This window comes from Streptomyces sp. RLA012 (assembly GCF_056270325.1).
Map to the genome: position 1 here is coordinate 2,996,538 of NZ_JBWDPA010000002.1, position 23,538 is coordinate 3,020,075.

Genomic DNA, 23,538 nt, shown 5'->3' on the forward strand with positions numbered 1-23,538 from the left:
GACCCTGCCTCAGTCGCAGTCGCGGCAGATCGGCTGACCGTTCTTCTCGCGGGCCAGCTGGCTGCGGTGGTGCACCAGGAAGCAGCTCATGCAGGTGAACTCGTCCTGCTGCTTGGGCAGTACCCGGACGGCCAGCTCCTCGTTCGAGAGGTCGGCTCCGGGCAGCTCCAGGCCTTCTGCGGCCTCGAACTCGTCTACGTCGACCGACGACGTCGACTTGTCGTTCCGGCGAGCCTTCAGTTCTTCAAGGCTGTCCGAGTCGACGTCGTCGTCGGTCTTGCGTGGGGTGTCGTAATCCGTTGCCATGTCGCTCTCCCCCTCTGGGTGTCTGCGGTGTCTCCAGCGCACGTAACGCGTGAGAGGCCGGACTTGTGCCCGACCTGAGGCGGAGATTTTGCCTCACATCAAGGTCTGTTACTCAATCGACACCCAACCGGACTCCTCAAGAGTGATCGGCTTGGATGGCGATGCGGACCGTACACGGTCCGAAGGGCCCACTTCAAAGGCGTCCCACCGTGTACTTCCCGTGATCCGGACCCCCGAAAACCCGGATTTTCCCGGCTTTCCGACAGCATGCGCGACCACGGAGAGTAGATGGCCGGAAATTCGCCCTTGTGATCGATCACACACGGGCCTCCCGGATGGGTGACCAGAAATTTCCGCGCAAAGCGAACATCGTCGTGTGTGGGCGACATGGTCTCAGATAGGCAGGGTCACGCGCATCACGAGTCCGCCCCCCTCACGCGGCTCTGCCGCGATATGACCCCCGTGCGCCCGGGCCACCGACCGGGCGATCGACAGGCCCAGGCCCACGCCCTTGTCGCTGTTCGTGCGCTCCGTGCGCAGCCGCCGGAAAGGCTCAAAAAGATTGTCGATCTCGTACGCGGGAACCACCGGCCCCGTGTTCGATACCACCAGGACCGCGTGGCCGTGCTGGACCCGTGTGGTGACCTCGACCCAGCCGTCCTCCGGCACGTTGTACCGGACCGCGTTCTGGACGAGGTTCAGGGCGATCCGCTCCAGCAGGACGCCGTTGCCCTGGACGACCGCCACGGCGCGCTCCCCGCGGATCTCCACGCCCTTGGCCTCCGCCTCGGCGTGCACCTGGTCGACGGCCTGCGAGGCGACCTCGGCGAGGTCCACGGGCTTGCGCTCGACGATCTGGTTGTCACTGCGGGCGAGCAGCAGCAGGCCCTCCACGAGCTGCTCGCTGCGCTCGTTCGTGGCGAGCAGCGTCTTGCCGAGCTGCTGCAGCTCCACCGGCGCTCCGGGGTCGGACAGGTGCACTTCGAGGAGCGTGCGGTTGATCGCGAGCGGGGTGCGCAGTTCGTGCGAGGCGTTGCCGACGAAGCGCTGCTGGGCGGTGAAGGCGCGCTGCAGCCGCTCCAGCATGTCGTCGAAGGTGTCCGCCAGCTCCTTCAGCTCGTCGTCCGGTCCGTCCAGCTCGATCCGCCGGGAGAGGTCCGAGCCCGCCACCGCGCGCGCGGTGCGGGTGATCCGGCCGAGCGGCGAGAGGACGCGGCCCGCCATCGCGTAACCGAAGGCGAAGGCGATGATGGCGAGGCCGAGCAGCGTGAGGAGCGAGCGGCTGAGCAGGTTGTCCAGGGCGTGCTGCCGCTGCTCGTTGACGCAGTTGCTCATCGCGTTGTTGAACACGTCGGGCGAGGCGCTCGTCGGCAGGTCGCAGATCGTGCTGGTGACCTTGCCCTCGGTGATCTTGAAGGGCAGGTCGCTTCCCACGTTCAGCGCCTGCGCGGCGAGCAGGTAGATGATCGACAGCAGCAGGATGCCGGCGATCAGGAACATGCCGCCGTACAGCAGCGTGAGCCGTATCCGGATGGTCGGGCGCAGCCAGGGGAAAGGTGGTTCCGGCCTTCTGGGGTCCCAGGTGGGCTTGGGAGGCGCCGTGGGAGGCGCGGGAGTCGTGGCCACCGGGGATCAGATCCGGTAGCCGGAGCCGGGCACGGTGACGATCACCGGGGGCTCGCCGAGCTTGCGGCGCAGGGTCATGACCGTCACGCGTACGACATTGGTGAACGGGTCCGTGTTCTCGTCCCAGGCCTTCTCCAGGAGCTGCTCGGCGGAGACGACGGCGCCCTCGCTGCGCAGCAGCACCTCCAGGACGGCGAACTCCTTCGGCGCGAGCTGGACCTCCTTGCCGTCGCGGAAGACCTCGCGGCGGTTGGGGTCGAGCTTGATCCCGGCACGCTCCAGGACGGGCGGCAACGGCAAGCTCGTACGACGGCCGAGGGCACGCACGCGTGCCGTCAGCTCGCTGAAGGCGAACGGCTTGGGGAGGTAGTCGTCGGCGCCGATCTCCAGGCCTTCGACGCGGTCGCTGACGTCGCCGGAGGCGGTGAGCATCAGGACGCGGGTGGGCATGCCGAGCTCGACGATCTTGCGGCAGACGTCGTCGCCGTGCACGAGCGGGAGGTCGCGGTCGAGGACGACCACGTCGTAGTCGTTGACGCCGATGCGCTCCAGGGCGGCCGCACCGTCGTACACGACGTCGACGGCCATGGCCTCCCGGCGCAGTCCGGTGGCCACCGCATCGGCGAGCAACTGCTCGTCCTCGACGACGAGTACGCGCACGTCGCTTGTCCTTCCTCTGTCCACCCGCGTAGCGCCTCTTCGGCGCACGCGGGCAGGGTCTGATGGGTCCCCCACTCGTACGCAGCCGAGAGCAGGGGAGGGTGAGGCCTCCATCCTGCCCTTTTCGGCCATAAACCGGCTGTAAGGCGGGTGAGAGGCACTCAGGACGACGGTCTCCGGCCCCGGGAATGCGAGATTTTCTCGTCGGGTTGAGGTTTCCACGGAAGAGAGCGGGGGGAGGACGGCTTTACACCCCGCGATCACGCTCTGCATGTGGCAAGCCACCTTGTGGTACGCCAACCGCTTCCGCAGGGCGGGCGTGGGTGTCCGGCACCGTCGCCGCCCAGCCTGGGCAGCGCTGGGCACCCATCTGGAGACGTGATCGCCCCTTCCCAACGGCACACCCCCGTGCCATCGACCCACGACCCAGGACGAGGGGGCGCAGCATGGACGCATTCACCGCAGGACTTCTGCAGCGCATAAGGGCGACCGAGTCCGACCTGACGCGGGCTCGCGAAACAGGCGACGACTTCCTCGCGGAGGTCGAGCAGGCCGAGCTCGAAGACCTGCGCCGCCTCGCCGCCGAGCACGGTGTGGAGGTCGGCGCGTCGCGCGTCTGATCAGTTCGAAAGAGAGCGGGGCCCCGGCATCGATCCAGTGCCGGGGCCCCGCTCCGTCGTTGTGCGTACGGGAAACAGTTGTGCGCATGCGAAACAGCGGCTTGTGCGTGCCGGGAACAGCGGCTGCCGTACGCGCCGGAGCCGCGGATCCTGCACGCGCCGGCAACGGCGGGTGTTGTACGGAGGGAAAACTGCGGGCGTCCTCAGTCGTGCCAGGCGCCGAACTCCTCCAGAAGCCTCTGGAGGGGCTCGAAGACTCCCGGGGAGGCCGCGACCGCCAGATCGCCCGCGGGGCGCTCTCCGGGGCGTCCACCGGTCAGCGCGCCCGCCTCACGGGCGATCAGGTCGCCCGCCGCGAGGTCCCAGGGGTGCAGGCCCCGCTCGTAGTAGCCGTCGAGTCGGCCCGCCGCGACGTCGCACAGGTCGACCGCCGCCGACCCGCTGCGCCTGATGTCGCGCAGCAGGGGGATCAGCCGCTGGGCGACCTCGGCCTGGTGGACCTTGACCTCGGTCACGTAGTTGAAGCCGGTCGAGACCAGGGCCTGGTCCAGGGGCGGCGAGGGGCGGCAGGTCAGCCGGCGCTCACCGACCCAGGCTCCGGTGGCCCGGGCTCCCCGGCCGCGCACGGCGCTGTAGGTCTCGCCGCGCATCGGTGCCGCGACGACCCCGACGACGGTCTCGCCGTCCTGTTCGGCCGCGATGGAGACCGCCCAGGTCGGCAGCCCGTAGAGGTAGTTCACCGTGCCGTCGAGGGGGTCCACGACCCAGCGGATGCCGCTGGTGCCCTCGCTGGCGGCGCCCTCCTCGCCGAGGAAGCCGTCATGGGGGCGGTGCTGGGCGATCAGGTCGGTGATCAGCTTCTCGGCGGCGATGTCCATCTCGGTGACGACGTCGATCGGGCTGGACTTGGTGGCGGCGACCGTGAGATCCGCCGGGCGGCCGTCCCGCAGCAACGCGCCGGCGCGGCCGGCCGCGTCGTGCGCAAGCTGGAGCAGTTCGGTGTGCAGGGGCTCGATCACGGTGCTCCTCAGGAGTACGGGCTGTCGGCGCCCGCGGCGGCGGGCTTGGGGGCACGGGCCGGGCAGCAGCCCACCGGGCACAGGTCGTGGCTCGCGCCGAGCGCGCCGAGGGCACAAGGGGTCACCTTGCGCCCGGTCTCGGTCGCGGCGCGCTCCAGGACGAGGTCGCGGACCGCCGCGGCGAACCGCGGGTCGGCACCGACGGTGGCCGAGCGGCGCACCGGCAGCCCCAGTTCCTCCGCCTTGGCCTTCGCCTCGGTGTCGAGGTCGTAGAGCACCTCCATGTGGTCCGAGACGAACCCGATGGGGGCCATCACGACGGCCGGGACCCCGGCGCCGTGCAGCTCCTCCAGGTGGTCGCAGATGTCGGGCTCCAGCCACGGGATGTGCGGGGCTCCGGAGCGCGACTGGTACACGAGCTGCCAGGGGTGCTCGATCCCGGTCTCCTCGCGCACGGCCTCGGCGATCAGCTTCGCCACGTCCAGGTGCTGCTTGACGTAGGCGCCGCCGTCGCCGTGGTCCCCGGCCGGGCCGGAGGTGTCGGCGGCCGTGGTCGGGATGGAGTGCGTGGTGAAGGCGAGGTGCGCGCCCTCCCGTACGTCCTCGGGCAGTTCGGCGAGGGACTTCAGAACGCCCTCGATCATGGGCTCCACGAATCCGGGGTGGTTGAAGTAGTGCCGGAGCTTGTCGATCCTCGGCAGTTCCAGGCCCTCGGCCGCCAGGGTCGCCAGCGCCCCGGCGAGGTCCTCGCGGTACTGGCGGCAGCCCGAGTACGAGGCGTACGCGCTGGTGGCGAGGACGAGGACGCGGCGGCGGCCGTCGGCGACCAGCTCGCGCAGGGTGTCGGTGAGGTACGGCGCCCAGTTGCGGTTGCCCCAGTACACGGGCAGGTCCAGGCCGTGGTCGGCGAAGTCCTTGCGGAGGGCGTCGAGCAGGGCGCGGTTCTGGTCGTTGATCGGGCTGACCCCGCCGAACAGGAAGTAGTGCTGACCCACTTCCTTCAGACGTTCCTTGGGGATACCCCTCCCCCGCGTCACGTTCTCCAGGAACGGAACCACGTCGTCCGGACCTTCGGGGCCGCCGAACGAGAGCAGGAGCAGGGCGTCGTAGGGGGTGGCGTCGAGCACATCTGGCATGCCTCCGATCCTGCCACCCGTCACCGACAGTCCGGACAACGGCCACATGACAAGCGGAATCCGGGAGCGTACGGCGGAATACGTTAGGGTCACCTAACCCGTAAGCTGTATGAACCATCTTCACGCCTTACCGGAGTCCGGCCGCACGCGGTGACCGCGCGGCCGGGCCGAGCCCACCGGAGACCTCCCGTGCCCAGCCCGTACCGCGCCCTGTTCGCCGCCCCCGGCTCCAAGGGCTTCTCCGCCGCGGGCTTCCTCGGCCGGATGCCGCTGTCGATGATGGGCATCGGCGTGGTGACGATGATTTCCCAGCTCACCGGGCGGTACGGGCTCGCGGGCGCGCTGTCGGCGACCATGGCCCTGGCGGCCGCGGCGATGGGCCCGCAGGTCTCCCGGATGGTGGACCGGCACGGGCAGCGGCGTGTCCTGCGCCCGGTCACCCTGTTCGCGCTCGCCGCGGCCGCCGGGCTGCTGTTCGCCGCGCACTACGAGTGGCCGGACTGGGTGCTGTTCGTCTGCGCGGGCGGCATCGGCTGTGTGCCGAGCATCGGCGCGATGATCCGGGCCCGCTGGGCGGCCCTCTACCGGGGCACCCCACAGCTGCACACCGCGTACTCCTTCGAGTCCGTGGTCGACGAGGTCTGCTTCATCTTCGGGCCGATCATCTCGATCGGTCTGTCCACGGTGTGGTTCCCGGAGGCCGGTCCGCTGCTCGCCGCCTGCTTCCTCGCGGCCGGAGTCTTCTGGCTGACCTCCCAGCGCGGGACCGAGCCCGAGCCGCATCCGCGGGAGCAGCACACCGGCGGTTCGGCGCTGCACGCGGCCGGGCTGCAGGTCCTGGTGGCCACCTTCGTGGCGACCGGAGCGATCTTCGGGGCCGTCGACGTGGTCACCGTGGCCTTCGCCGAGGAGCAGGGCCACAAGGGGGCCGCGAGCGTCGTTCTGGCCCTCTATGCGGCGGGTTCCTGCGCGGCGGGAGCCGTGTTCGGGCTGCTGCACTTCAAGGGGGCGCCCGAACGTCGGTGGCTGCTGGGCATATGCGCCATGGCCGTGAGTATGATCCCCCTCCTACTGGTCGGAAACTTGCCGTTTCTGGCCGTGGCGCTGTTCGTTGCGGGTCTGTCCATCGCTCCCACGATGATCACGACGATGTCCCTCATCGAACAGCACGTACCACGCGCGAAACTGACCGAGGGCATGACCTGGGTGAGCACCGGACTCGCGGTCGGGGTCGCGCTCGGTTCCTCCGTGGCCGGCTGGGTGATCGACGCCGCCGGCGCGAAGGCCGGGTACGGGGTTCCGGCGGTGTCCGGTGCCGTCGCGGTCGCGGTCGGATTCCTCGGGTATCGCCGGCTGAGCAGGCCGGTTCCGCAGCGGGAGGGGACCCATGAGCACCACAGTGAGCGGGAAGAGCGGCACGTGGCGTAACTGGGCGGGGAACGTCACCGCCCGTCCCGTACGGGAGGTCACCCCCGCTTCGGTCGAAGAGCTCTCCGCGGCCGTCCGCAAGGCCGCCGACGACGGTCTGAAGGTGAAGGCCGTCGGCACCGGGCACTCCTTCACGGCCGCCGCCGCGACCGACGGTGTGCTGATCCGCCCTCAACTGTTGACCGGTATCCGCAAGATCGACCGCGAGGCCGGGACCGTCACCGTCGAGGCGGGCACCCCGCTCAAGCGTCTCAATCTGGCTCTCGCGCGCGAGGGACTGTCGCTCACGAACATGGGCGACATCATGGAGCAGACGGTTTCGGGCGCGACCAGCACCGGGACGCACGGCACGGGGCGTGACTCGGCCTCGATCGCCGCGCAGATCAAGGCACTTGAGCTGGTCACCGCGGACGGCTCGCTGCTGACCTGCGCCGCGGACGGGACCGAGGAGGAACGCGCCGTCTTCGCGGCGGCCCGGGTCGGTATCGGCGCCCTGGGGATCGTCACCGCGATCACCTTCTCCGTAGAGCCCGTTTTCCTGCTCACGGCCCGCGAGGAGCCGATGACCTTCGACAAGGTCACCGCCGACTTCGACGAACTCTTCGCCGAGAACGAGCACTTCGAGTTCTACTGGTTCCCGCACACCGGCAACTGCAACACCAAGCGCAACAACCGCAGCGCCGGCCCCGAGAAGCCGGTCGGACAGCTGAGCGGCTGGATCGAGGACGAGTTCCTCTCCAACGGCGTCTTCCAGGTGGCCAATCTGGTCGGCCGCGCCGTGCCCGCCACCATCCCGACGATCGCGAAGATCTCCAGCCGCGCGCTGTCCGCGCGGACCTACACCGACATTCCCTACAAGGTCTTCACTTCTCCGCGCCGGGTGCGCTTCGTGGAGATGGAATACGCCGTTCCGCGCGAGGCGCTCGTCGAGACGCTGCGCGAGCTGAAGACGATGGTCGACCGGTCGCCCCTGCGGGTCAGCTTCCCCGTCGAGGTCCGCACGGCCCCCGCGGACGACATCACGCTGTCCACCGCCTCCGCCCGGGAGACCGCTTACATCGCCGTCCACATGTTCAGAGGTACGCCCTATCAGGCGTACTTCACCGCGGCCGAGCGGATCTTCACCGCGCACGAGGGCCGCCCGCACTGGGGCAAGGTGCACACCCGGGACGCGGAGTACTTCTCCAAGGTGTATCCGCGCTTCGGCGAGTTCACGGCCCTGAGGGACCGGCTGGACCCGGATCGGCGCTTTGGGAACGACTACCTGCGTCGGGTGCTGGGCTCGTAGGAGCGTCGGACGTGGGCGTCGGAGTGTCGGCCGGCGCCCCCGAGGCGGCACCGGAACTCGGCGTCGGCGCGGGGGTCGTGGCACCGCCGCCGTCCTGAGCGGCGCCCGCGCCCGTGCCGTTGTCGGTACCGCTGCCAGTGCCGCCGTCGGTAGCAGTACCGCCGTCGTCGGCGGACGGCTCCCCGGACGAGGACCCGGTCGAAGGCGTCGTGCGGGGCTGCGGCTCGGAGCCGGAGCCGCTGCCCTTGAAGGCGTCACCGACCGTGGTGCTCCTGCCGTCGCCGCTGAAGCTCCGCCCCGACACCAGCTCGTACGTGGTGATGCCCGCCATGGTGACGCCGAAGACGAGTGTCGCGGCGACCACCGGCCGCTTCCAGCTCTTGACCCGGGCGCGGTGGACGGTGCCCTCGTTGAACTCGCCCACGGCGGGCGCCTGCTGGAGCTGCGGCCTGGGCTTGGCCTGGACCGTCACATCGCGTATCTGCTCGCCGGTGCGCTTGAAGAAGTGCTGGAAGACGGTGCCTCCACAGGTGGCGATCGCGCTCACCACTCCGGCGCCCAGGATCGTCCCGTACACCCCGAAATAGGAGGCGAGTCTGGCCGCCACCACCGCGGCCACCGCGCTGCCCGCCACTTGGGGAAGGCTCAGGTCCACCCGCTTCTTCCCCGGTTCCCCCTCCTTCACCCACGATTCCCCACCGGCATCCGACTTCTCACGCATCCCCGGACCTTGCCTGCCTTTCCCGTACTTGTTCGACCGACTGCACAAGAATGGGACGTACAGGCGAAACGATTAGTTCCGTTTCTGCTGATTACGTGAAGTACGCCACGTTTCGTAGTCACGAAAACGACGCATCGGACGGCCAACTACCACCCCCCGCTAGAAGTTGGGCGGCGTGCCGATCCACGTACGTGGCCCGAATGGAGTACTGTTGCGAGCCCTGGGTCCGGACTCCCGCCAGGGTGTCCGGGGCCTGACAGGACCGCCGGGAGGGGGCTCGTTGCACAGGGTGATGGAGTTCGTCACTTAGCGTTGCGAATAGGTAACCGTGCCATAACGGCGACCCCGGGCCTGTGCCCGACACGCCGGGCAACTCGGCAAGGTTGTGGCAGGCTGCACCCGGGCAGGCCACACTCGACTAGCGGAAGCAGCGACGCACGTGACGTCGGCAGGCACCACCCGGGAGGTCCCCATGCCCGAACTGCGTGTCGTGGCCGTCTCTAACGACGGCACACGGCTGGTGCTGAAGGCTGCGGACAGCACGGAGTACACGCTTCCGATTGACGAGCGTCTGCGCGCCGCTGTACGCGGCGACCGTCCCCGCCTCGGCCAGATCGAGATCGAAGTAGAGAGCCATCTCCGCCCCCGAGACATCCAGGCGCGGATACGGGCAGGCGCCTCCGCGGAGGAAGTCGCCCAGCTCGCCGGAATCCCCGTCGACCGGGTACGCCGCTTCGAGGGCCCCGTCCTCGCCGAGCGCGCGTTCATGGCCGAGCGCGCCAGGAAGACTCCCGTCCGCCGCCCCGGCGAGAACGCCGGACCCCAGCTCGGCGAGGCAGTCCAGGAGCGGCTGCTGATCCGCGGTGCCGACAAGGACACCGTCCAGTGGGATTCGTGGCGTCGTGACGACGGCACCTGGGAAGTACTGCTGGTCTACGTGGTCGCGGGCGAACCGCACTCCGCGAGCTGGACGTACGACCCGCCCCGGCGGCTCGTCCAGGCCGTCGACGACGAGGCGCGTTCGCTGATCGGCGAGTCCGACGACCTCGCGGCGCCCGAGCCGAGCTTCCCGTTCGTGCCGCGCATCGCACGGCTGCCCCGGGACCGTCCGCTGGACCGCGCCCTGGACCGGCAGATGGAACGGCCGAGCCTGCCGCCGGCCCCCGAGCCGGTCGAGGAGAGCGCGGGCGACCGCGACTCGCTCACCAGCCTCCTGGAGGCCGTACCCAGCTTCCGGGGCGACATGGTGGTGCCCGAGCGGCCCCCCACCACGGAGCGCCCGGCGGCGGAGGAACCGCCCGCCGAGCCCGAGGCGGAGGAGCCCCCGGCTCCCGCGGCCTCGGCCGGTGCCGGTTCCGCCTACGCGGACGTGCTCATGCCCCGCTCGGTCGGCAGTCACCGCGACCGCCTGGTCGGCGCGACCGACCGGCAGGCGGAGGCCGACGGCGTACGTCCGGGGCGCAGAGCGGCCGTTCCGAGCTGGGACGAGATCGTCTTCGGGACGCGTCGCAAGAAGCAGGACTAGTCAGTTGTACGACGAGGGGCCCCGCATCAGGCTGGTGTGGGGCCCCTCGTCGTCGCCGGGGATGTCCCTGCCCGGGATGTCCCCACCGGGGAGCGCCCCGTTACTTGGGGTCGGGACCCACCGCGACCGGACGGCTCCCGTCCCGGGACCACTCCGACCAGGAACCCACGTACAGCGCGGCCGGAATGCCCGCGACGGCGAGCGCCAGCACTTCGTGGGCGGCGGAGACGCCGGAGCCGCAGTAGACGCCGACCTCGGACGTGCCGCTCACGCCGAGGGACTTGAAACGGTCGGCGAGTTCGGCGGCGGGCAGGAACGTCCCGCTCTCCGTCACGTTCTCCGTCGTCGGCGCCGAGATCGCGCCCGGAATGTGCCCGCCGACGGGGTCGATCGGCTCGACCTCGCCCCGATAACGTTCACCCGCCCGGGCGTCGAGCAGCACTCCCGTACGGGCGAGTGCGGCGGCTCCGTCCGCGTCGAGCAGCGGCCGGGCACCCGGGACCGGCACGAAGTCTCCGGCGGCGGGCGTCGGGACCTCCGAGGACACCGGCCCGTCCCAGGCGGCCAGCCCGCCGTCAAGCACACGCACCGACGGGTGACCCGTCCAGCCCAGCAGCCACCAGGCGCGCGCGGCGCCCCACCCGACACCGCCGTCGTACACGACGACATCGCGGTCGGCGGACACCCCGGCCGCCCGCATGGCCGCGCCGAAGACGTCGAGGTCGGGCAGCGGATGGCGACCGCCGTCACCCGGCTCTCCCGCCAGTTCGGCATCGAGGTCGACGAAGACCGCGCCGGGGATGTGCCCTGCCTCATAGGCGGCCCGGCCGTCGAAGGGGACGGCCCCCGTGGCCGTCGCCATGGAGAGCTGCCAGCGGACGTCGAGCACGACCGGCGGGTTCGGTCCCACCAGGTCACTCGCGAGTTCGGATACGGAGATGATGGCGTTCATGGCCACCATCCTTGCGCACGGGGTGGCCCCGGCGTCCAGGTCCGGCTACTCTTCTCCGCCGGACATATCCGATCACCTGGCGTACGGGATCGGGCACATGCTGTACAGCTGATCGACACCCGGCGGCAACGGTGCGGAAACGGATGGGAAACGGCGCATCGGGCATTCTCCGGCAGTGGACCGCTACGCGGCGGTGCGGCCGGCACGCGCAGGGTGACGGGTGGTGCGAGCATCGGCACGGGGCATGCACGCGCGTGATTGCGGTACGCGTGTTGGTAGGCGGAAGGTGAACGGCCCCCACGAGGGCCGAGGAGAGAGTGACGATGACCGAGGCACGGGAGTCGGCCGGCCCGAACGGCACCACGCACGCTCGGCACGCGCCCGGCGCGCCCAGCTGGGTGAGCCTGTTGGTCCACGGGATGACCACGACCCAGGAGTTCTACGGAGAACTGTTCGGCTGGGCGTTCCAGCCGGGCCCGCGGCCGCTCGGCCCGTATGTGCAGGCCCTGCTCGACGGCCATGAGGTGGCCGGTATCGGGCAGATGCCACCGGACCGGCATCTGCCGATCGCCTGGACACCGTATTTCGCCTCGGACGACGTCAACCAGAGCGCCGAGGCGGTACGGCACTGCGGCGGCACCGTGGGCGTGGGTCCCCTGGACGCGGGCGAGGCCGGGCGGATGGTGATCGCGTCGGACCCGACGGGCGCCGTCTTCGGGGTCTGGCAGGCGGCGGAACCGCTGGGAACGGCGCTCCGCGGGGTGCACGGCGCCCCCGCCTGGATCGAGTTGGTGACCCGTGACACCGAGAGCGTGGTCAAGTTCTACCAGGGGGTCTTCGGTCATGAGCCGGAGCCGGTCGTCTCGGCCGACTTCGACTACGTGACCCTGCACGTCGACGGCCGCCCGGTGGCCGGCATCCACGGCGTCGGCCACGGCCTGCCCCGCGACCGCGGTCCGCACTGGATGACGTACTTCGAGGTCGGTGACGTGGACGAGGCCGTCGCCCACGTCGTCGACCTCGGCGGACACCTCCTCAAGGCCGCCCACGACTCGCCCTACGGGCGGGTGGCCACGGTGGCGGATCCGGAGGGGGCGGTGTTCTCCGTGATCCACACCGATCAGTGATCCACCGAGGAGGACGAACCGGCCTGGGCGGTGAACTCACCGGCGGGGTCACCCGCTTGTCCAGGGCGAAGTCCCCGTAGAACTGCGGGTGCGAGGGGACGGCCACGGTGTTCGGGTGGGCGTCCGCCCCGGCGGAGATCAGCCCGTCGCCGTTGCCCGGGGGACAGGGCACGGTTGTCCACGACCTCGCGCAGCGCGTACGGCCGCCCCGAGCGGATTCCCGGGCCGTCAGGTGACCGGCAGGACGTCCGGGGAGAGCGCGGAGGCGTGTGCGGAGACGCCGGTCATCCGGCGGCGATGGTGACGCCGGCACAGCACCTCGTAGCCGATCTCCGCGGCCGGACGGTTCACATCGCCGACCACGACCTGCTCGCCCTCCACCACCATCTCGCCACCGACGGTGCGAGCGTTGTGCGTGGCACGCGCCCCGCACCAGCACATCGCCTGGACCTGCAACGTCTCTATCCGGTCCGCGAGTTCGATCAGTCGCTGTGAGCCCGGGAAGAGCTTCGTACGGAAGTCGGTGGTGATACCGAAGGCGAAGACGTCCAGACCCAGGTCGTCCACGACCCTCGCCAGCTGGTCGATCTGCTCCGGCGCGAGGAACTGCGCCTCGTCCACGATCACGTAGTCGGCCCTGCCGCCCCTCGACATCTGGTCCACCAGATAGGCGTGCAGATCCATGCCCTCGGCCGCCTCGACCGCCTCCGTCACCAGACCCAGCCGCGAAGAGAGCTTCCCCTCCCCCGCACGGTCGTCACGCGTGAAGATCACACCCTGCAGGCCCCGCGCCGAGCGGTTGTGCCCCATCTGCAACGCCAGAGTGCTCTTCCCACAATCCATCGTTCCGGAGAAGAACACCAGCTCGGGCATGGCAGGTTGAGCACCTTTCGGAATGAGGGGGATGAGGCGGACGGAGGCGTGCAGGACGCGCACGGTGTCGGGAGGGCGGGAGGAGAGGGGTCAGGAACGTACTTCCAGGAGCGGAACATACTGTTCCATCGGCGTCATCGAACCGTGGTTGCCGACCATCGCCGACTCCTTCGGTTCCCGCTCGGACGCGATGATCAGGACGTCGTCGCAGGCCGCCGCGACGACATCGCCGATCCGGGCGTACACCCGCTCGTCGATCCGCGGACCGAACCAGCCCGCCGCGATCGCCTCGTCGCGCGACGCCACCCAGAACTGTTCGCCGAGTACCTCGCGCCAGCAGGTCAGGACGTCCGTCTCGGCGCCCGGGACGGCGTAGACGTGCCGGGCACGGCCCTCGCCACCCAGCAGGGCCACCCCGGCGCGCAGTTCCCAGTCCTCGTCGAAGTCAATGCGGTGCTGCTCGTCGAAGGGGATGTCGATCATGCCGTGGTCGGCGGTGACGTACAGGGCCGCGCGCGGCGGCAGTTGCTCCGCGAGGCGCTGGACCAGGCGGTCCACGTACATCAGCTGGCCGCGCCAGGGGTCGGAGTCGACGCCGAAGCGGTGGCCCTTGCCGTCCACCTCGGCGTAGTACGTGTAGACCAGCGAGCGGTCCCCGGCGGCCAGTTGTTCGGCCGCGAGGTCCATCCGCTCCTCGCCGGACAGCCGTCCGTGGAACGTCCCGCCGCTCAGCGCGATCTTCGTCAGCGGGGTGTTCTGGAAGGTCGGCGAGGAGACCTGGGCCGTGTGCACGCCCGCCGCGTCCGCGAGCTGGAAGACCGTGGGGTACGGCTGCCAGGTGCGCGGTTCCGTCCAGGGATTCCAGCGGAGCTGGTTCATCAGCTCGCCGGTCTTCGGGTTCCGCACGGTGTAGCCCGGCAGTCCGTGCGCGCCGGGCGGCGTGCCCGTACCCACGGAGGCGAGGGAGGTCGCGGTGGTCGCGGGGTAACCGGCGGTGATCGGCCGTCCCGTGCCGCCCCGGGAACTCGCGAGCAGGGAGCTCATGAAGGGAGCCTCGTCCGGGTGCGCCTTCAGTTGCTCCCAGCCGAGGCCGTCGATCAGGAAGACGCAGTTCCGGTCGGCCCCGGTCAGTTCCGGTATGGCGACGGTCATGTCGGGGACGGCCATGCCCGCGGCGAGCGTGGGCAGCAGATCGGACAGCGAACCCGCGCCGTACTCGGGGACGGGGGCGGAGCGTACGGCCAGCGGTTCCGGCTGGTCCCAGGTGGACAGCGCCATCAGCGGGTGATGTCCGCGGTCGCCTCGGAGAGGGACTGCGCGAAGGCGAGGGCCTGACGCACCGTCTCCGGTCCGTCCCCGGCCTCGCTGACGCGCAGGCTCAGGTCGTCCGCCGTCGAATTGCCCGTGTAGCCGTGGTCCGCCTCACAGTTGGGGTCGCCGCAGGCCGCCGGCTCCAGGTCGATGCGGGAGACCGCGCCCCAGCCGATGGTCAGGACGACTTCGCGGGGCAGCGTGCCCGGCGCGTACGACTCCGGGTTGGCGACGACTCGGCTGACGACGACCGAGGAGATCCGGCCGAGCTTCACGGACTCGGTCGACGTCGTGGCGTACGGCGTCGGTGAGGTCGTGTCCGCGTTCTGCTCGTCGGTGTGGCTCACGATGAAACGGTTGCCGGTGAGGACGAGCACGGTGACATGCCGACGCACCTCGTTGGCGTCGAACGTGGTCTCCTGGTGGACCAGGTACGACCGGATGGCATCGCCGCCGATCGCGGCCTCCACCGCCTCGGCCACGAGGGCCGGGTAGTAGCCGCTGCGCTCGATCGCCGCTCGCAGCCCCTGGGTCGTCGTACTGGTCTTGGCCATGATGTCCATCCTACGGGGACCCACTGACTGCGCGGCACCGCTCGTGGGTCTCTGTCGTGGACGGAACAGAACGAATCCGCACCGCCGGCGGCCGCCGGACGCGGGTTCAGACCACGGGAAGCGTCCGGGGCCCCAGATCGTCGCGGACCGGGGCGCGGGCCAGCCGCACGGTGGCGCCGAGCACGCTCAGGCCGCGCGGAGCGACCACCACGGGCTCCAGGGAGACGGCGACGACCTCCGGGTGGTCGTCGACCAGCCGCGAGACGCGCAGCATCAGCTCTTCGAGGGCCACCGTGTCGACCGGCGCCGAGCCCCGCCAGCCGAACAGGAGCGGCGCCGTCCGGATCGACCGGACCAGCGAGCTCGCGTCCCGGTCGGTGACCGGGACCAGCCGGTGCGCCGTGTCCCCGAGCAGCTCCGACGCGGCCCCGGCCAGCCCGAACGAGAGCACCGCTCCGGCCGCCGGGTCGATCACGGCCCGTACGACCGTGTCGACGCCGCGCGGCGCCATGCCCTGCACCACCGGGCGCAGCACCTCCGGCGTCCCGAAGAGGTCGGTCAACTCCGCGTAGGCCCTGCGCAGTTGCTCCTCGTCCGCCAGATCCAGGCGTACGCCGCCCAGGTCGGCGCGGTGCCTCAGGTGCGGGGCGGTGGTCTTCAGGGCCACCGGGTAGCCGAGGGTGTGTGCGGCCGCGGCGGCCTCGTCGGGCGTCGGCGCGGGCAGCGCCCGGTGTACGTCGATGCCGTACCGGCCGAGCAGCGCGCAGGCGTCCTCCGTGCCGAGCGTCAGTCCCGTACCCCGGGAGAGCAGCGCGTCGATCCGCTCGGCGGCACCCTTCTCGTCGATGTCCTCGTACTCGGGCACCTTGCCGGGATCGGCCACCTCCCGCCGCCACTGGGCGTACTTCACGGCCTCGGCGAGGGCCCGGACGGCCCGCTCGGCGGCGGGGTAGGCAGGGATCAGACGGGTGTTCGCCTCCGAAGGGGCGCCGGTCGCGGGGGCCGGGCGCTCGGCGGGACGGGGCGTCTGTCCGGTGCCGGGGGCCGCGGAGGCCGCCTGGGGTGCGGTGCTCGCCGCCGCGGACAACGCCTCGGCGAGCCCACCCAGCTCCACATGCACCACCAGCACCGGCTTCACCGGAGCGGAGGCCGCGGCCGAGCGCAGGGCCTCCGCCAGGGCCGCGTCCTGGGCCGGCGTCTCCCCCACCGCCGGTATGGCCGTCACCACGACGGCGTCGCACTCGCCGTCGGCCAACGCCTTCGTCAGCGCTCTGTGGAAGTCCTCCGCCGAAGCCGCCGTGCTCAGATCCAGCGGAGGAAGCGGTCGAAGCCCCTCGGCGAGGCACGCGTCGAACGTCAGCAGCCCCAGTGACTCCGAGTTCCCGAGGATCGCGACCCGGGGCCCCGCGGGGAGTGGTTGGCGGGCCAGCAGAAGCCCCGCGTCGACCAGCTCGGTGATCGTGTCGACCCGGATCACCCCGGCCTGCCGCAGCAGGGCGGACACGGTGGCGTGCGGCAGCCGTGTGGCCCGTACGGCATGCCCCTGGGGAGCCGCGGCGTGCCGCGCGCCCTGCACCACGACCAGCGGCTTCGCCGCCGCCGTGCGCCGGGCGAGCCGGGTGAACTTGCGCGGGTTGCCGATGGATTCGAGGTACATCAGGGCGACGTCGGTGTCCGGGTCGTCGTACCAGTACTGGAGTACGTCGTTGCCGGACACGTCCGCCCGGTTCCCGCAGGAGACGAAGGTGGACACGCCGGTCACGCCCGTGACGCCGCCGCCGCGCCGGTGCAGCCGGGACAGCAGGGCGATGCCGATCGCGCCGGACTGGGCGAACAGGCCTATCCGCCCGGGGCGCGGCATCTCGGGCGCGAGAGAGGCGTTGAGACGCACTTCGGGGGAGGTGTTGATGACTCCGAAGGCGTTCGGCCCGATGATGCGCATCCCGTACGTACGCGCCTGGCGGACGAGTGCGCGCTGGCGCTCGCGCCCCGCGGGGCCGCTCTCGGCGTACCCGGCGGAGACGACCACGAGTCCCTGCACCCCGTGCTCGCCGCATTCCGCGACGACCTCGGGGACGTACGGCGCGGGTACGGCGACGACCGCGAGATCGACGGGCTCGGCGATGTCGCGGACGGAGCGGTGGGCCGCGACGCCGTCGAGCTCCTTCTCCTGGAGCGCCTCGTTCACGGCGTACAGCCGGCCGGTGAACCCGGCGTCGCGAAGGTTGGTGAGAATGCTGCGGCCGACCCCGCCGGAGGCGCGCCCCGCCCCGATGACGGCGACCGAGCCGGGTGCGAGCAGCCGCTGCACGGACCGGGCCTCGGCGCGCTGCTCCCGGGCACGCTGCACGGCGAGCGACCGGTCGGTGGGTTCGAGGTCGAACTCCAGGCGTACGACGCCGTCCTCGAAGTGCCGCTTCTGCTGGTACCCGGCGTCCGTGAACACCTTGATCATCTTGGTGTTGGCGGGCAGCACCTCGGCGGCGAACCGGCGGATGTCCCGCTCCCGGGCGACCGCCGCGATGTGCTCCAGGAGGGCCGAGGCGACGCCACGGCCCTGGTGGGCGTCCTGCACGAGAAAGGCGACCTCGGCCTCGTCGGCGGGCGCGGAGGCGGGCCGCCCATCGGCATTAATACGGTCATAGCGTACGGTGGCGATGAACTCGCCGCCGACCGTGGCCGCGAGTCCCACCCTGTCCACAAAGTCGTGGTGCGTGAAGCGGTGGACGTCCTTGGCGGACAGGCGGGGGTAGGGCGCGAAGAAGCGGTAGTACTTCGACTCGTCCGAGACCTGCTCGTAGAAGCTCACCAGACGATCGGCGTCGTCGATCGTGATGGGCCTGATGCGAGCGGTGCCGCCGTCGCGCAGCACCACGTCGGCCTCCCAGTGGGAGGGGTACTCGTGCCGGTCCGACGAGGTCTGCATGGGCCCCAGAGTACGGCTCGCGTCCGACAACGGCGCGGGGCAGGCTGGGGCCACCGAAGTCGGATCCAGGCCGGGCTCCGACGCCGGGTTCGGGGCAGGATCGATGCCTGCTCCGGGCACGCTTCACGTTGTGGAACACTGGTCTAGACAACCCTGAACACCGAAGGGCAGCATCACATGGCTGAGCGCCGCGTCAACGTCGGCTGGGCCGAGGGCCTCCACGCCCGTCCCGCCTCCATCTTCGTCCGGGCGGCCACGGCCTCCGGTATCCCCGTGACGATCGCCAAGGCGGAGGGCAACCCCGTCAACGCGGCCTCCATGCTGGCGGTCCTCGGCCTGGGCGCCCAGGGCGGCGAGGAGATCGTCCTCGCCTCCGACGCCGAGGGCGCGGACGCCGCGCTCGACCGGCTGGCGAAGCTGGTGGCCGAGGGTCTCGAGGAGCTCCCCGAGACCGTCTGAAGATCCCGCCCGGCGGAGGTCGTCAATTGATCGTGGCGGCGGTCTTCACACCAAAAGACATCGCCCGGCACACATATCGAAGGGCTCGCCTGAAAACATCGGGCGGGCTCTTCGCTTTTTCGAATTGCGGGCAGCAAAAGTAATCCCCCGCGAATTACTCCTCTTTGTATACGGTGCCGGTGTTAATGCCGCAGGCCCGTCATGTTTACGGGATGTTGCGAAGTCCTCACACGCTCCGGGCGGTCTCCCCCGCCGGGAAAGCGCAGCCGGTGCGCGACCGTCGCGCGCTCGGTGTGCAGCGCCGTGACGGCCCGCGCCCGCTCACTGTCGCCGCGCGCCACCGCGTCCACGATCCCGCCGTGCTCCGCCCAGGACTCGGCCGGATTGGCCGGCGCCTCGACCGCGTACATCCAGGCGATCTTGTGCCGCAGCTGGCCCAGCGTGGAGGTCAGCGCGGGGCTTCCGGACGCCTGTGCGAGCGTCTCGTGGAACCAGCCGCCCAGCGAGCGCAGATCCTCGCTGTTCCCCCTCCTGGCCCGCTCCTGACCCAGCCTGACCAGGCCTCGCAGCACCTTGAGGTGGGCCTCGGTACGGCGCTGCGCGGCCCTGGCGGCGCCCAGCGGCTCCAGGAGCATGCGCATCTCCAGCAGGTCCGCGGCCTCCTGCTCGGTGGGCTCCGCGACACAGGCGCCCGCGTGGCGGCGGGTGACGACGAAGCCTTCGGCCTCCAGGGTGCGCAGGGCCTCGCGCACGGGGACGCGCGAGACGCCGTAGCGTCGCGCGAGCAGTTCCTCGGTGAGCCGGCTGCCGCGCTCGTAGACACCCGCGACGATGTCGTCGCGGATCGCCGTGCATACCGAGTGCGCGGGAATGCGCATGACCGGACCTCCGCCTTAATCCCCGCGAAACGCGGTCGATTGACGCTTGTTCACCGACTCTATTGCAGAGAACCGGAATTTCCGATGGCGGGCCGGAATCCATGGATATTTTTTGGACAGACAGCCGTTCGAAACGACGAAGCCCCGGCTCGGGGTGAGCCGGGGCTTCGGAAGTACTGACGCCGGTCGTCAGATGTTCACTCCGTGCGAGCGGAGGTAGCCGACGGGGTCCATGTCGGAGCCGTACTCCGCCGTCGTGCGCGCCTCGAAGTGGAGGTGCGGCCCGGTGGTGTTTCCGGTGGCCCCGGAGAGGCCTATCCGCTGCCCGGGGGTGACCGTCTGCCCCACGGAGACGCCGATGGACGACAGGTGCCCGTACATCGTGTAGGTGCCGTCGTTCATCTTGATGACGATCTGGTTGCCGTAGGCACCGCCCCAGCCGGCCGTGACGACCGTGCCGGAGCCGACGGCGTGCACCGAGGTTCCGGACGCGGCGTGGAAGTCGACACCGGTGTGGCTGCCGGACGACCAGAGGCTGCCGCCGGTCTTGTAGCCGGTGGAGATGTACGAGCCGGTGATCGGCAGGACGAAGGTGTTCAGGCGCTTGCGCTCGGCGGCACGGGCGGCGCGGTCCTTGGCCTCGCGCTCCTTCTTCGCCTCCAGGGCGGCCTGCTTCCGCGCGGCCTCCTCGGCCTGCTTCTTCGCGACGGCCTCGTCGGCGGCCTGCTGCTGGGCGGCGGCCTGCGCGTCGATCTTGGCGGCGACCGAGTCACCGATCGTGACGGCCTGGTTCAGCCCGGTCTGCTCGACGGAGGTGTCCGCGGCGAACGCCGGAGCGGCCAGGGTTCCGATGACACCGGTGGTGGTGAGCGCGGCGACGCCGACGGCGTTCGTGGTGGTGCGCTTCGCGCGGCTCGGACGCCGGTGTTTCCCGGGGCCACAGGTGAACGCCATGGAGAGGTTGATCCTTTCCTTCCCTCTCGCCTACCGGGTTAGCTGACGGGTTCGGAGCAGGAAGGTCTCCTACGGATCCCCTCTCGGGAGGGCGTCCGATTCACCCCAGGGACTGCGTGTGGGTCCCCGGCTCCCCTGGCTCGCGCCGTACGGGGACTCGGCGATGACTGTCCGGTGCCGCGGGCGCGGCGCACTGCCTGGCGAACAGCCGCACCGACGCTAAACGGGGCAACTTTCAATCGACAAACGGATCACGACTTTTGTAGTGCATGCCACAGGGCAGACAGGCAACCTCCCTATCAATACGGACATCTTGGGGCTCAAGTCCGGGCAGACGAGAGCCCGGGCGACTCTGCGGTCACCCGGGCCCCTGGGAGTCGTGCTGTTCTACTCCGCGTTCGGCTGCATGTTCTGTTCCGCGTTCTACTCCGCCGTCACGACGGTCACTTCACCGATTCCGAGAGCCTTGACGGGCTCCTCGATCTGCGCCGCGTCGCCCACCAGGACGGTCACCAGACGGTCCACCGGGAAGGCGCTCACGGCGGCCGCGGTGGCCTCCACGGTGCCGGTCGCGGCGAGCTGCTGGTACAGCGTCGCCTGGTAGTCGTCCGGCAGGTACTGCTCCACCTGGTCCGCGAGCGTTCCCGCGACGGCCGCCGCGGTCTCGAACTTGAGCGGTGCCACACCGACCAGGTTCTGCACGGCGACATCGCGCTCGGCGTCCGTCAGCCCCTCGGCGGCGAGGGTGCGCAGCACCTTCCAGAGGTCGTCGAGCGCCGGGCCGCTGTTCGGGGTGTCCACGGAGCCGCTGATGGCGAGCATCGCGATGCCGGTTCCGTCCGGCGCGGCGCGCAGGACCTGGCCGAACGCCCGCACACCGTAGGTGTAGCCCTTCTCCTCGCGCAGGACACGGTCCAGACGCGAGGTGAGGGTGCCACCGAGGCAGTAGGTGCCGAGCACCTGGGCGGGCCAGACGCGGTCGTGCCGGTCGGCGCCGACGCGGCCGATGAGCAGCTGCGTCTGCACCGCGCCCGGACGGTCCACGATGATCACCCGACCGGTGTCGTCCGCGGTCACCGACGGCACGGGGCGCGGCTCGGCGAACGAGCCGGTCCAGTCGCCGAGGGTCTCCGCGAGCAGCGCGTCGAGGTCGACACCGGTCAGGTCGCCGACGATCACGGCGGTGGCCGTGGCCGGGCGTACATGCCGGTCGTAGAAGGCGCGCACGGCCCCCGAGTCGATCTTCTGGACGGTCTCCTCGGTGCCCTGACGCGGGCGCGACATGCGCGAGGACGCCGGGAACAGCTGCTTGGAGAGCTCCTTGGCGGCGCGACGGGCCGGGTTGGCCGTCTCGTGCGGGATCTCGTCGAGCCGGTTGCGCACCAGCCGCTCGACCTCGCTGTCCGCGAAGGCCGGTGCCCTCAGGGCGTCGGCGAGCAGACCGAGCGCCTTGGGCAGGCGCGAGACGGGCACTTCGAGCGACAGCCGTACGCCGGGGTGGTCGGCGTGCGCGTCGAGGGTGGCGCCGCAGCGCTCCAGCTCGGCGGCGAACTCCTCGGCGGACAGCTTGTCGGTGCCCTCCGAGAAGGCACGCGCCATGATCGTGGCGACGCCGTCGAGGCCCGCGGGCTCGGCCTCCAGCGGCGCGGCGAGCAGCACCTCTACGGCGACGACCTGCTGGCCGGGACGGTGGCAGCGCAGCACGGTCAGGCCGTTGTCCAGTGTGCCGCGCTCGGGTGCGGGGAAGGCCCAGGGCTTGGGCCGGCCCGCCTGGGGCCGCGGGTGGAAGTCCATGGTGGCGAGCTCGGTCACTTCGCCGCCTCCTCGTCCTCTTCGGTGGTCTCGGCAGCGATCGGTTCGTACACCAGCACCGCACGGTTGTCGGGGCGCAGGCGGGACTTGGCGACCTCCTGGACCTCCTCGGCGGTGATGTCGAGGACGCGCTTCACGGCGGTCAGGGCGAGCTGCGGGTCGCCGAACAGAACGGCGTACCTGCACAGTTCGTCGGCGCGGCCCGCGACCGTGCCGAGCCGGTCCAGCCACTCGCGCTCCAACTGGGCCTGGGCGCGCTCCATTTCCTCGTCCGTGGGGCCCTGCTCGGCGAACCGGGCGAGCTCCTCGTCGACGGCGGCCTCGATGACCGGGACCTCGACGTCACCGGACGTCTTCACGTCCAGCCAGCCCAGGGAGGGCGCTCCGGCGAGCCGCAGCAGGCCGAACCCGGCCGCGACGGCGGTGCGGTCGCGGCGTACGAGCCGGTTGTAGAGCCGGGAGGACTCGCCGCCGCCGAGGATGGTGAGCGCCACGTCGGCCGCGTCGGCCGCGCGCGAGCCGTCCTCGGGGAGCCGGTAGGCGGCCATCAGGGCGCGCGCCGGGACCTCTTCCTCGACGACCTCGCGCAGCTGCTCGCCGATGGTCTCCGGCAGCGAGCCGTCGCGCGGGGCGGGCTTGCCGTCGTGTCCGGGGATGGAGCCGAAGTACTTCTCGATCCAGGCGAGCGTCTCCTGCGGGTCGATGTCGCCGACGACCGACAGCACCGCGTTGTTCGGCGCGTAGTAGGTGCGGAAGAAGGCGCGGGCGTCCTCCAGGGTCGCCGCGTCCAGGTCCGCCATCGACCCGATCGGGGTGTGGTGGTACGGGTGGCCCTCGGGGTAGGCGAGCCCGGTCAGCTTCTCGAAAGCGGTGCCGTACGGCACGTTGTCGTAGCGCTGCCGGCGCTCGTTCTTGACGACGTCCCGCTGGTTCTCCATGGACTCGTCGTCGAGCGCGGCGAGCAGCGAGCCCATGCGGTCGGCCTCCAGCCAGAGGGCGAGCTCCAGCTGGTGGGTGGGCATCGTCTCGAAATAGTTGGTGCGCTCGAAACTGGTCGTGCCGTTGAGCGAGCCGCCCGCCCCCTGCACCAGTTCGAAGTGGCCGTTGCCCTTCACCTGGCCCGAGCCCTGGAACATCAGGTGCTCGAAAAGGTGAGCAAGGCCGGTACGACCCTTGACCTCGTGGCGCGAGCCGACGTCGTACCAGAGGCACACCGCCGCGACCGGGGTCAGATGGTCCTGGGAGAGCACCACGCGCAGGCCGTTGGCCAGGCGATGCTCGGTCGCTGTCAGGCCGCCGGAGCCTGCCTCAGCTGTGGCCGTGTGACCCATGGGCATGTACGTCCCTTCGATCGCGGAAACTG

General features: G+C 70.7%; 21 protein-coding genes and 1 riboswitch. Of the genes, 6 read left to right on the forward strand and 15 right to left on the reverse strand.

The window, feature by feature from the left end:
- Positions 1-9: 9 nt before the first annotated feature.
- From RV986_RS13745 to RV986_RS13755, 3 genes are all read right to left on the reverse strand, one after another.
- Positions 10-306: a DUF4193 domain-containing protein gene (locus tag RV986_RS13745; RefSeq protein WP_003997302.1), complete on the reverse strand. Its 297-nt coding sequence runs from the start codon at positions 304-306 to the stop codon at positions 10-12.
- A gap of 393 nt (positions 307-699) precedes the next feature.
- On the reverse strand, positions 700-1,932 hold the full coding sequence (locus RV986_RS13750) for a sensor histidine kinase (protein WP_475917669.1): 1,233 nt from the start codon (positions 1,930-1,932) through the stop codon (positions 700-702).
- 6 nt (positions 1,933-1,938) lie between these two features.
- Positions 1,939-2,592, reverse strand: coding sequence for a response regulator transcription factor (locus RV986_RS13755; protein ID WP_006380516.1), 654 nt, complete (start codon positions 2,590-2,592; stop codon positions 1,939-1,941).
- A 446-nt stretch (positions 2,593-3,038) separates the two neighbouring features.
- On the opposite strand from RV986_RS13755, the gene RV986_RS13760 reads away from it, so the two are divergent.
- Entirely contained in the window at positions 3,039-3,212 is a 174-nt protein-coding gene (locus RV986_RS13760) for a hypothetical protein (RefSeq protein ID WP_165854003.1), read from the forward strand.
- 203 nt (positions 3,213-3,415) lie between these two features.
- On the opposite strand, the gene RV986_RS13765 is transcribed toward RV986_RS13760, so the two are convergent.
- Together RV986_RS13765 and RV986_RS13770 are read right to left on the reverse strand one after the other, a co-directional pair.
- On the reverse strand, positions 3,416-4,231 hold the full coding sequence (locus tag RV986_RS13765) for an inositol monophosphatase family protein (protein ID WP_475917670.1): 816 nt from the start codon (positions 4,229-4,231) through the stop codon (positions 3,416-3,418).
- An 8-nt stretch (positions 4,232-4,239) separates the two neighbouring features.
- Complete coding sequence (locus RV986_RS13770) at positions 4,240-5,367, reverse strand: ferrochelatase (RefSeq protein ID WP_475917671.1); 1,128 nt, start codon at positions 5,365-5,367, stop codon at positions 4,240-4,242.
- Positions 5,368-5,556: 189 nt separating this feature from the next.
- Between RV986_RS13770 and RV986_RS13775 the strand changes: the two genes are divergently transcribed.
- Together RV986_RS13775 and RV986_RS13780 are read left to right on the forward strand one after the other, a co-directional pair.
- Positions 5,557-6,795 carry an MFS transporter gene (locus RV986_RS13775; RefSeq protein WP_475917672.1) on the forward strand — a complete coding sequence of 413 codons (1,239 nt, stop codon included), beginning with the start codon at positions 5,557-5,559 and terminating at the stop codon, positions 6,793-6,795.
- Entirely contained in the window at positions 6,755-8,083 is a 1,329-nt protein-coding gene (locus RV986_RS13780; RefSeq protein ID WP_475917673.1) for a D-arabinono-1,4-lactone oxidase, read from the forward strand. Before RV986_RS13775 ends, RV986_RS13780 begins: the two co-directional genes overlap by 41 nt.
- Here RV986_RS13780 and RV986_RS13785 read toward each other — a convergent pair.
- On the reverse strand, positions 8,007-8,804 hold the full coding sequence (locus RV986_RS13785; RefSeq protein ID WP_475917674.1) for a hypothetical protein: 798 nt from the start codon (positions 8,802-8,804) through the stop codon (positions 8,007-8,009). The two genes, RV986_RS13780 and RV986_RS13785, sit on opposite strands and share 77 nt — an antisense overlap.
- A 472-nt stretch (positions 8,805-9,276) precedes the next feature.
- Between RV986_RS13785 and sepH the strand changes: the two genes are divergently transcribed.
- Positions 9,277-10,329 (forward strand): septation protein SepH, encoded by a 1,053-nt coding sequence (gene sepH, locus RV986_RS13790; RefSeq protein ID WP_475917675.1) that lies wholly within the window; start codon positions 9,277-9,279, stop codon positions 10,327-10,329.
- 100 nt (positions 10,330-10,429) lie between these two features.
- On the opposite strand, the gene RV986_RS13795 is transcribed toward sepH, so the two are convergent.
- Positions 10,430-11,281, reverse strand: a complete 852-nt coding sequence (locus tag RV986_RS13795) for a sulfurtransferase (RefSeq protein ID WP_475917676.1) — start codon at positions 11,279-11,281, stop codon at positions 10,430-10,432.
- 323 nt (positions 11,282-11,604) lie between these two features.
- On the opposite strand from RV986_RS13795, the gene RV986_RS13800 reads away from it, so the two are divergent.
- Positions 11,605-12,408: a VOC family protein gene (locus RV986_RS13800; protein ID WP_475917677.1), complete on the forward strand. Its 804-nt coding sequence runs from the start codon at positions 11,605-11,607 to the stop codon at positions 12,406-12,408.
- Between the two features lie 228 nt (positions 12,409-12,636).
- Here the strand turns inward: RV986_RS13800 and RV986_RS13805 are convergent, their stop codons facing one another.
- From RV986_RS13805 to RV986_RS13820, 4 genes are all read right to left on the reverse strand, one after another.
- Positions 12,637-13,281 carry a thymidine kinase gene (locus RV986_RS13805; protein WP_475917678.1) on the reverse strand — a complete coding sequence of 215 codons (645 nt, stop codon included), beginning with the start codon at positions 13,279-13,281 and terminating at the stop codon, positions 12,637-12,639.
- Between the two features lie 90 nt (positions 13,282-13,371).
- A complete protein-coding gene (locus RV986_RS13810) occupies positions 13,372-14,559 on the reverse strand; it encodes an alkaline phosphatase family protein (protein ID WP_475917679.1) in 1,188 nt (395 codons plus the stop codon).
- On the reverse strand, positions 14,559-15,146 hold the full coding sequence (locus RV986_RS13815) for a DUF5998 family protein (RefSeq protein WP_475917680.1): 588 nt from the start codon (positions 15,144-15,146) through the stop codon (positions 14,559-14,561). Before RV986_RS13815 ends, RV986_RS13810 begins: the two co-directional genes overlap by 1 nt.
- Positions 15,147-15,252: 106 nt before the next feature.
- Positions 15,253-18,072 (reverse strand): bifunctional acetate--CoA ligase family protein/GNAT family N-acetyltransferase, encoded by a 2,820-nt coding sequence (locus tag RV986_RS13820; RefSeq protein WP_475917681.1) that lies wholly within the window; start codon positions 18,070-18,072, stop codon positions 15,253-15,255.
- Between the two features lie 177 nt (positions 18,073-18,249).
- Here RV986_RS13820 and RV986_RS13825 point away from each other — a divergent pair, with 177 nt between their 5' ends.
- Entirely contained in the window at positions 18,250-18,531 is a 282-nt protein-coding gene (locus tag RV986_RS13825; protein WP_054229914.1) for an HPr family phosphocarrier protein, read from the forward strand.
- Between the two features lie 182 nt (positions 18,532-18,713).
- Here RV986_RS13825 and RV986_RS13830 read toward each other — a convergent pair whose 3' ends face one another.
- The 4 genes from RV986_RS13830 to RV986_RS13845 form a co-directional block, all read right to left on the reverse strand.
- Positions 18,714-19,409: a GntR family transcriptional regulator gene (locus RV986_RS13830; protein ID WP_475917682.1), complete on the reverse strand. Its 696-nt coding sequence runs from the start codon at positions 19,407-19,409 to the stop codon at positions 18,714-18,716.
- A gap of 189 nt (positions 19,410-19,598) precedes the next feature.
- Positions 19,599-20,363 carry a M23 family metallopeptidase gene (locus RV986_RS13835; RefSeq protein WP_475917683.1) on the reverse strand — a complete coding sequence of 255 codons (765 nt, stop codon included), beginning with the start codon at positions 20,361-20,363 and terminating at the stop codon, positions 19,599-19,601.
- Between the two features lie 12 nt (positions 20,364-20,375).
- A riboswitch (cyclic di-AMP (ydaO/yuaA leader) is annotated at positions 20,376-20,536 on the reverse strand.
- Positions 20,537-20,786: 250 nt separating this feature from the next.
- Positions 20,787-22,175 carry a M16 family metallopeptidase gene (locus RV986_RS13840; protein WP_475917684.1) on the reverse strand — a complete coding sequence of 463 codons (1,389 nt, stop codon included), beginning with the start codon at positions 22,173-22,175 and terminating at the stop codon, positions 20,787-20,789.
- Positions 22,172-23,512, reverse strand: coding sequence for a M16 family metallopeptidase (locus tag RV986_RS13845; RefSeq protein WP_475917685.1), 1,341 nt, complete (start codon positions 23,510-23,512; stop codon positions 22,172-22,174). The genes RV986_RS13840 and RV986_RS13845 overlap by 4 nt, the downstream gene beginning before the upstream one ends.
- Positions 23,513-23,538 lie beyond the last annotated feature (26 nt).